The sequence below is a fragment of the Synechococcus sp. H60.3 genome (genome assembly GCF_047462295.1).
Classification (GTDB): Bacteria; Cyanobacteriota; Cyanobacteriia; order Thermostichales; family Thermostichaceae; genus Thermostichus.
Window position 1 is genome coordinate 1 of record NZ_JANSIY010000113.1, and the last position, 8,043, is coordinate 8,043.

The window sequence follows — 8,043 nt, forward strand, 5'->3', positions numbered from 1 at the left end:
ATTCTTTTTTCTATCTCATCAGCGCATACGAGTGTTAGAGAGGTCTCGTGGGCTCGGAGATGTGTATTCGAGTCAGGTGTGGGTGTGGGCTGGGGCTGCACAATGGCCAGGGCCTCTTCCGCTTTCAGCTCGCCGCGGATCAGCTTGGAGAGAGTGTCTTGGCCGCCGGGGGTGTAGGTGATCTCGCGGGCAGCGCTGTTGAACACGTTGCGGATGGGATCCCCTTTGCTGTCCACCAGTTCCACCACCATCACGTTGCGACCGGGCCTCAAGCCCTTCAAGTAAAAAGACTCCCAGCGATCCAGCAGGCCAGATTGGCCGTTGAGGGTGTAGCGGATGCGCCAATCCCGCGGCAGGTCGGTCAGCAGACTCTCGCGTACCGGGGCGTTGGCCAGCCAAAAGTCCACCAGGATCGGCTCGGCACCGTAGCTGCCGGTGGGGCGGTTGTAGGTGAGCAAAGGCAGGTGCGGCTGCGGCACGTATTCCGGCGTAGGCGCTAGCACATGGAAGCTGACTTGGGCGTAGGCCTCGGAGTTTTTAAAGCTCTCGTGCCAGGGCTTGCCGGCAAACACCCGCAGAGTATGGGATCCCGGCTCCAAATCCTCAAAAACAAGGGGAGCATCGGCATCGTAATGGGCGATGTAGGGCCGGTTGTCCAGCACTACGTGCAAATGGGGGCCGAGGCCCAGTTGCGGATCCTTAAAAAGCGGGTACCCCTGCACTGCAAAGCGAACGGTTACTTGCCGCTCCGACAACACCTCACCCGGCTTAGGGCTGAGGATCTGCACCCGCGGACGGCAGTGCTCCAAGTGGGCATCCAGCTTGGCAATCTCCGGCGGCACTGGTACCCGCTCGAGCTGAGGTAGCTGTTCCTGGGGCTGTTCAGGCGGGGATCCACCGCAAGCGACCAGCACAAGAGCTGCCACCAGAGCCATCCACCATCCCCATCTCCAGGTTCTGGCCTTTCCCGCGTGTCCTTGCATGAGCCTCACATCCCAACACTTTCGGTATCCTGCCGAGCAGCAGATAAGCCATCCCCACATTACCAGCATGTGTCCTTTGGGGAAGATCCCCTCCCCCACCCTAGAATGGGATCAGCGGTCTGGCCCAAGCGGGGTCAGGAGAACTTTTGAGGTCAGGTATGGCTTGGTTGGCGATAACGGCTTTTGCAGGCTTGGATCTAGCTCAGTGGCAGGCTTTACTCAACAACATGGCCTTTGCTGTCTGTTTGGGGGCCATGCTGTTTTACTGGGGGGGGGCAGCGTTTCCCCAGGTGCAGCTTCTGTCTGAGCTGGGCTTGGCGGGGATGATCGGGGCAAACTTGACGATCGCCGCCCTGCTGACGGCCCGCTGGATCGATGCCGGCTATTTCCCCTTGAGTAACTTGTACGAGTCTTTGTTTTTCTTGGCCTGGGGGATCACCACCTTGCACCTGCTGGCTCTCCACTGGACTCGTAGCCGTTGGGTGGGGGTGACGACCGCCCCGCTGGCGACGGGCATTGTGGCCTTTGCCGCCCTGGCCCTGCCGGAAGATATGCAGGCGGCCCAACCACTGGTGCCGGCTTTGCAATCCAACTGGCTGATGATGCACGTAACTGTGATGCTGCTGGCCTACGCAGCCCTCTTGGTGGGATCCCTTTTGGCCATCACTTTTCTCATCGTCACCCGCGGCCAGGAAGTTCAGTTGAAGGGCAACTCCCTCGGCCTGCAATTTCGCCCCTCTCAGCCTGCAACCCACCCGGAATGGACAGAAGCCACCCTGCCATCTCCTGCTGCAGAACTGGTCTACGCCGGGATCCGCTCCCCCCGACCGGCTGAACCTCTTCCCCAACCGGCACCCAACGAAGCGATCGCTTGGCAACGGCTGAGCCTGGCGGAAATCTTAGACAACACCAGCTACCGGCTAATCGGGCTGGGGTTCCCGCTGCTCACCATCGGCATCATTGCCGGCGCCGTCTGGGCCAACGAAGCCTGGGGCACCTACTGGAGCTGGGATCCCAAAGAAACCTGGGCTTTGATTACCTGGTTGGTCTTTGCCGCCTATTTGCACGCCCGCATCACCAAAGGCTGGCAGGGCAGGCGCCCCGCCCTCTTGGCCAGCTTGGGCTTTGGGGTGGTTTGGGTGTGTTATCTGGGGGTGAACTTTCTGGGCAAAGGCTTACACAGCTATGGCTGGTTCTTCTGAGATCTCTCGGGCCAACAAATCAACCCCCGTTTGTGGGTATTCTGGTGCTGGCAAGCCGTCGTGGATCCCTCGAAGGAGAAAATCATGCAACTGTTCAACTACCTGATCCTGTTCTCGGCCCTCCTGGGAATCGCTCTTTTTGCCATGCAAAACGCCACCCCAGTCACGATTAACTTCGCCCCCGGAGTCACCATCGAAAGCCCGCTGGTGATTGAACTGTTGGCTTCTGCCGGGATCGGGGCCGCCCTTGCCTGGCTGTATAGCCTCTGGATGCGTATCCAGTTCAGCATCGAAGCCCGCGAAAAAAATCGGCAACTGCAGGAGAAGGAAGTCACCATCACCGAGCTCAAGGAAATGGTGGTGGAGCTGGAAGCCAAGGTCAAGCAACTGCCCCCCAGCAAGCGCGCCGAACCCCAAGAGGACATCCAGGAGGTGAAAGAAGTGGCCACCGAGGGATCCCCTGCCTAGAACTGCCCCGTATGGATCCCGTCGATCCCCAAGCGGTTGGGGTAGAATTGGACTTCTAACGGCCTCTTCCACTAGTCCATCACTTCCTATGCAGGTTACACAAGAAAAACGCCCTGGCAGCCGGGTTGGCCTCAAAATCGTGGTAGAAGCCGACCAGGTGAAGCGCTCCTACGAAAAAACCTTGCGCCAACTGGAGCGGAACATCCAGATCCCCGGCTTTCGCAAGGGCAAGGCCCCCCGCAACCTGGTGATGCGCCAGGTGGGCCGCGAGCGCGTCATGGCCAGTGCCGTCGATGACCTGATCAACGAGGCCATCCAACAGGCGCTCAAGGACACCCAACTGCGTCCCATCAGTCGCTTCGAGCTGGACGACAAGGTGGAGCAGCTTCTCGATCGCTTCAACCCGGAGGCAGACTTCAGCTTCTCGGGGTATGTGGAGGTGTACCCCGAAGCCCGCGTCGGCCAATACAAAGGTCTAACCGTCACGGCCACCCGCGTCACCGTCAAGCCCGAACAGGTCGACCAGCTCATCGACCGGTGGCGGGATCAGCGGGCCACCCTCCTGCCCGTAGAAGATCGGCCCACCCAGTTGGGGGATGTGGTGGTGATCGATTTTCAAGCTCGCGACGCCGAGGGCAATCCCCTGGAGGAGATCGCCGCCCAAGACTTTCAGTTGGAGCTCAAAGAGGAGAACTTCATCCCCGGTTTTGTGGCGGGCGTTGTCGGCATGCAGCTCGACGAAACCAAGGAGATCACAGCCACTTTCCCCGACGATTACTTCAGAAAAGAGTTGGCCGGGAAAACAGTTACGTTCACCGTCTGCCTCAAAGAGATCAAGACCAAAGAGCTGCCGGAGCTGGATGACGCCTTTGTACAGGAGATCAGCGAGTTTCAGACGGTGGCCGAGCTGCGGGAACACCTGCAAAAGCGCCTCGAACAAGATGCTCTCAGGCAATCTGAGGAAAACCTGGAGACGGCCATCCTCAACGCCATCTTGGAAACCACTGAGGTGGATCTGCCGGAGACCCTAGTCGAGCAAGAAACGACACAACTGTTGGCCCAAAGCCTTCAGTCGCTGCAGCAGCAGCAAGGGGTCACGCCGGGAGAGATCCGCAAGCTCTTGTCCCAAATGCCGCCCGAAACCCTTAACCAGTGGATGGAGCGCTACCGGCCTGAGGCCATCAACCGGCTGCGGCGCACCTTGGCTCTCAGTGCCATTGTCCGGCAGGAGCAGATTGCCGTAGGCCCCAACGAATTGGAAGCCGAGGTGGAAGAGGTGATGGCGGCCTACGCCCAGCAAGGGCAGAAGCTGGATCGGGAGCGAGTACGCCAAGTCGTTCACGAAGATCTGCTGACCAACAAAGTGATGGCCTGGCTGAAGGCTCAGACCACAGTCAACTGGGTCGATAGCGAAGGGAATCCCACCCTCTCTGGCAGCTCTGAGGGTGAAGACTGGCAAGAGAGGGCTGAATCGGCTGGCACATCGGTGCCGGAGGCGGAGTTTGAGGCCGAGAGGCCAGAAGCAGAGGGATCCGGGATCCCTGGGGCAGTTGAGCCTCCTGTCGATACGAAAGCCGAGGGGGAGGTCGCAACAGAGCCGCAGGCAGCTCTCCCTTCTGTAGAAGCAGAGGTGTCTGGGATCTCTGAGGCGGTTGAGCCTTCTGCAGAGGCGGCCACAGCCCCTACTGGCTTGCAACCGGAACAGGCCGCCGCAGCCGAGGAGAAACCCAAACCGGGCAAAAAGAGCAAAAAGGGCAAGTAGAGGATCCTAGTTACCCCCAGACTTGCGGGTTCTCACACTTTGGCCGCCGGGGTCGGGAAAAGCCAGGCTACAGGAGGCCGCGCCGCATCTGATCCCAGAGGCGAAGATAGGACTCAGCTTCGGCGGAGCTCAGAGGCCGCCAAATCTCGCCGCGCTCCCAGGTAGAAGGCTGGAAGTCAGCCCTGCGACGCAGCCGAGGGGGGAGTTGGGCCCAATCCAGCGGCAAAACCGAAGGGATCCCGCTCAAGTTCACCAGGCGGGGGACGAACTCTGGGGTTAGGACGAAGTCAATCCAGTCGGCCAGCAGGGATCCTTCCAGCTCTGGGGAAGCGTTGTGAGCTCTATGAGGCCGCACCCAGACATCCCACCAGATGGCGGATCCCGAAGCCGGGATCACCACCTCCAGCTCGGGGTAGTTGGCCTGGGTGACGTAGAGATCCTGCGACCAGCCCACAGCCACCCAGCTATCGGCCAGGCGCAACATGGGCAAGTAGTCGGCGGAAGTATAGGCCAGAACCTGGCGGTGCAGGGATCCCAGCTCTCGCCGCAGTTCGGCCTCTTCGGGATCGAGGGGATCGTTGTAGGAGCGGCCCAGCTTTTTGAGGACGAGCCCGATCACCTCCCGGGGGTGATCCGGTAGGGTGAGCTTCCCGGCCAGCTCAGGCCGCCACAGATCCGCCCAGTCCCGGATGGGGTTGCTCACCCGGTCGCGGCGGTAGGCAATGGCCGTTACCCCCCAGCGCCAGGGCACGCCCCAGATCTGCCCCTCTCGCCGGGCAGCAGCCTGCCAGCGGGGATCCAAGTGCTGCCATCGTTCCCCCAAGAGGTCAGGTGGCAAGGGATCCAGCCAACCGGCAGCAATGGCCCGATCCAAGGCGTCAGCTCCCAACAGGCTCAGGGCCGCCGCTGACGGCTGCCACCGGAACCATCTCCCCGGATCCCACCAGGCCGGCTCAGGCGGCTGGACGCTCTGCCGCAGGTAGGCCAGCAACTGGGCCCGCTCGTCCAACAGTTGCAGCCGAAAGGGAACCTGGGTGCGGCGGCGAAACTCGTTCACCAAGCTGGCTGGGATCCCTTGTTTAAGAGCGAGAATGAGGGGCAGAGAGCCCCTAGGCCCGCCACAGCCGGCCACCGCCAGCCCCAGCAGGATCCCGTATAGAAATTCACGTCGGCTCAGCCCTTGCTTGCCCACGCCAGTACCGCTCCACCAGAATCAGGGCCACCAGATCATCGTAAGCCTTGTCCGGCACCCGCATTCCCTTCGGCAACAGCCGCTCCCATCCCCGCGGTGGGTAAAAATCCCAGTAGCGCTGACGGGCCTCTTGGGAGCTGTGCCTCTCGTCCACCAGAACGATCTGTTGGGGTGGGAGGAGCGACTGCAGTTGCTGTTTCCAGCCTCGCGCCGTTGTCTGATTTCCCAGGATGAGCCGCTCCGCCCCAAACTGTTGCCAGAGGGCCTGCAACCTGGCCAAGGCCTCCCCCGCCAAGACCACCTCCCGATGCAAGATCTGCCACGCCGGCTGAACTTGCACCACGGCAAGGCCGCACTTGTCCCGCCCCGGGTCAAAGCCCATCAGCACTCGCCCCTCTTCCAGCCCGCCCAGGTGGAGTGGATCCCTCATCCCCCAATCTGCCCCGCCTGCTGAACGGGGGTGGCGTCCTGCTGGCCAGAGGCCTCCGCCATCAGGAAACTCACCCGCAGCGGCCCCGCCGTGTAGATGTCGGTGTCGGCAACCAGCTTCACATCCAGAGGGGTAGTGCTCTGGCGGAGATGCTGCACAACTTCCAAGAACTTCACCTGCGAGAATTCTCCGACAGTGCCGGTGATGGGATCCGAGAGGAGGCCTTCTGCCTGGGAGCGCTGATTGGCCTGGTTGAGGAGCTCTAGCAGCCGCTGTTGGATTTCGTTCTCGCTCAAGCCTGGCTGGATTACACCCTGCGCCAGCACAGATCCCCTGGCAAAGATACGCTGGTTGGGGTAGATCTGCACCAGCACGGGCACAGGCTCGCCCTTAAGCCGATTGGAGAGCGAAAGAATGCGCACCGCCCAGCTACCGGGTTCTTGTAGCTTTTCCAGGGCTTGGTCGGCCTCCTCGCGGCGGATGAGGATGGCGTTCTCCAGAGGGGGGATGGGTTGGGAGCCGAGGGCAAGGGCCCGCTGTTCTGCCTGGGCCAAAACTCGCTCAAACTGCCGCCGCACTGCCGCCGGCTCTGCCCCTGCTGGCGTTTGCACAACTCCTGTAGCCAGGACTTCTCCCGCCAGAATGGCCAGCTCTCCCCGTCGCAGCCGCACCGCTAACTGGTTGAGCTGCGCAATCTCCTGCTCAAGCTGCTTTTTTTGAGTTTCCAGTTGGCTCAGGGCCCCCTGCGCCGTATCCAGAGAGCGCTCCAGTTGATCCCGATCCAGTTGCAGAGCCTGCTTTTGCGACTCCAGATCGGCAATCATCTTTCGGGCCGCCTCCACCTCTGCCTTCACCGCCTCCAACTCTGCCTGGGCCCGCTCCAGGCTGGGCTGCACTTGGGCCAGTTGCTCGTTGGCTGCCGCCAGCTTCGCCTCTGCCTCTTGCCGCTCTTGTAGCGCTATGGCCAGTTGCTCCCGGACTTCGCTCAGGCGGGTCTGGGCTGCCGATTGCTGACTGCGAAATTGGTCGAGATCCAGCTTAAGGCGGTCTCGCTCGGCTCTGAGAGTGGCATTCTCCCCTTCCAGCAGAGCTTTCTGGCGGTTGAGGGCCCGCAGCTCCTGCTCCGCCTGGGCAATTTGGTTGGTGTAGCTGAACAGGGCTTCCGAAAGAGAGCGGTTGAGGAGCAGCAGCGTGCCCAAGGTCAGCGCCGAGATGCTCACGCCGGTAATCACGGCTACCAAAACGGCCGTGTGGCGGGGACGCAGGTTAAACCAGGTGAGGCGCTTTTTGCCAATCCGATACCCGACCCGATCCCCGACAACGGCAATCAGGCCACTGACAAACAACATGTAAAGGATCAGCAGTACGCCTTGCATAGACCGGGATCCCTGCCATGGAAATCTTAGCAAGGTTACTGTGAAGATTTGGGAAGTTGGGGGCAGGCCGAGCCAGAGAAGTGCGGCCCTGGTATAAACTACTCCACCGCATAGGCGGATAGGGTTTAAGGACTTGATCCCGCTGACGCGAACAGTAGCCCTGAAGCAGGCTCGCTTAGAGAGCAAGCCAGCCACAAACTTCCAGGCGTGTTTATAGAACGCCCCAAAAGTGCGGTAGCCCTTGCACCGTTCAAGTCAGTGTCACCCCTCCAAGCGCAATGCCCACAAGAAAATTTCTTACCCTCCCTATAAGACTTGCCTAACTCTGGGTGGATGCGCAGACACATGAGCCCCTTGAGACCGCAAAAAGGCTTCCACCTGCTCAGCTAACATCCGTTTAGAAATATCAACGCTGAATCAGTCCCAATGCCCACCTCGAGAAAATGGGTTTCAGGAGTGGTTGCCCCTGCCGCCAAGAGGGCATCGGCGATCTCTTCCTCTACGGCGAAGGGAAAGCTGCGGGTAGCACCGTAAAAGTCGGCAGCTCGATCAAAACAAACGCTGTGGGATCCCGCCATCGCTGCCCTCTTCTCCAACGGACAAACCGAGACAGACAGAGTATCCACAAGA

General features: G+C 60.7%; 7 protein-coding genes and 1 pseudogene. 3 read left to right on the top strand and 5 right to left on the bottom strand.

Annotated features, from left to right (window positions below; translation table 11 throughout):
• Nucleotides 1-935, bottom strand: a pseudogene (locus NW841_RS10735) (hypothetical protein); the annotation flags it as partial.
• Between the two features lie 239 nt (nt 936-1,174).
• On the opposite strand from NW841_RS10735, the gene ccsB reads away from it, so the two are divergent.
• From ccsB to tig, 3 genes are all read left to right on the top strand, one after another.
• Nucleotides 1,175-2,185, top strand: a complete 1,011-nt coding sequence (gene ccsB, locus NW841_RS10740; RefSeq protein WP_414335454.1) for a c-type cytochrome biogenesis protein CcsB — start codon at nt 1,175-1,177, stop codon at nt 2,183-2,185.
• Between the two features lie 84 nt (nt 2,186-2,269).
• Nucleotides 2,270-2,653: a LapA family protein gene (locus tag NW841_RS10745; protein ID WP_414366497.1), complete on the top strand. Its 384-nt coding sequence runs from the start codon at nt 2,270-2,272 to the stop codon at nt 2,651-2,653.
• A gap of 88 nt (nt 2,654-2,741) precedes the next feature.
• Nucleotides 2,742-4,415 (top strand): trigger factor, encoded by a 1,674-nt coding sequence (gene tig / locus NW841_RS10750; RefSeq protein ID WP_414386350.1) that lies wholly within the window; start codon nt 2,742-2,744, stop codon nt 4,413-4,415.
• Nucleotides 4,416-4,482: 67 nt separating this feature from the next.
• On the opposite strand, the gene NW841_RS10755 is transcribed toward tig, so the two are convergent.
• The 4 genes from NW841_RS10755 to NW841_RS10770 form a co-directional block, all read right to left on the bottom strand.
• Nucleotides 4,483-5,607: an extracellular solute-binding protein gene (locus NW841_RS10755; RefSeq protein ID WP_414386352.1), complete on the bottom strand. Its 1,125-nt coding sequence runs from the start codon at nt 5,605-5,607 to the stop codon at nt 4,483-4,485.
• Nucleotides 5,579-6,037: a pre-16S rRNA-processing nuclease YqgF gene (locus NW841_RS10760; protein ID WP_414366492.1), complete on the bottom strand. Its 459-nt coding sequence runs from the start codon at nt 6,035-6,037 to the stop codon at nt 5,579-5,581. The genes NW841_RS10755 and NW841_RS10760 overlap by 29 nt, the downstream gene beginning before the upstream one ends.
• On the bottom strand, nt 6,034-7,413 hold the full coding sequence (locus NW841_RS10765) for a DUF3084 domain-containing protein (RefSeq protein ID WP_414386354.1): 1,380 nt from the start codon (nt 7,411-7,413) through the stop codon (nt 6,034-6,036). The genes NW841_RS10760 and NW841_RS10765 overlap by 4 nt, the downstream gene beginning before the upstream one ends.
• A gap of 386 nt (nt 7,414-7,799) precedes the next feature.
• A partial coding sequence (locus NW841_RS10770) for a hypothetical protein (RefSeq protein ID WP_414386356.1) occupies nt 7,800-8,043 on the bottom strand: 244 nt, incomplete at its 5' end.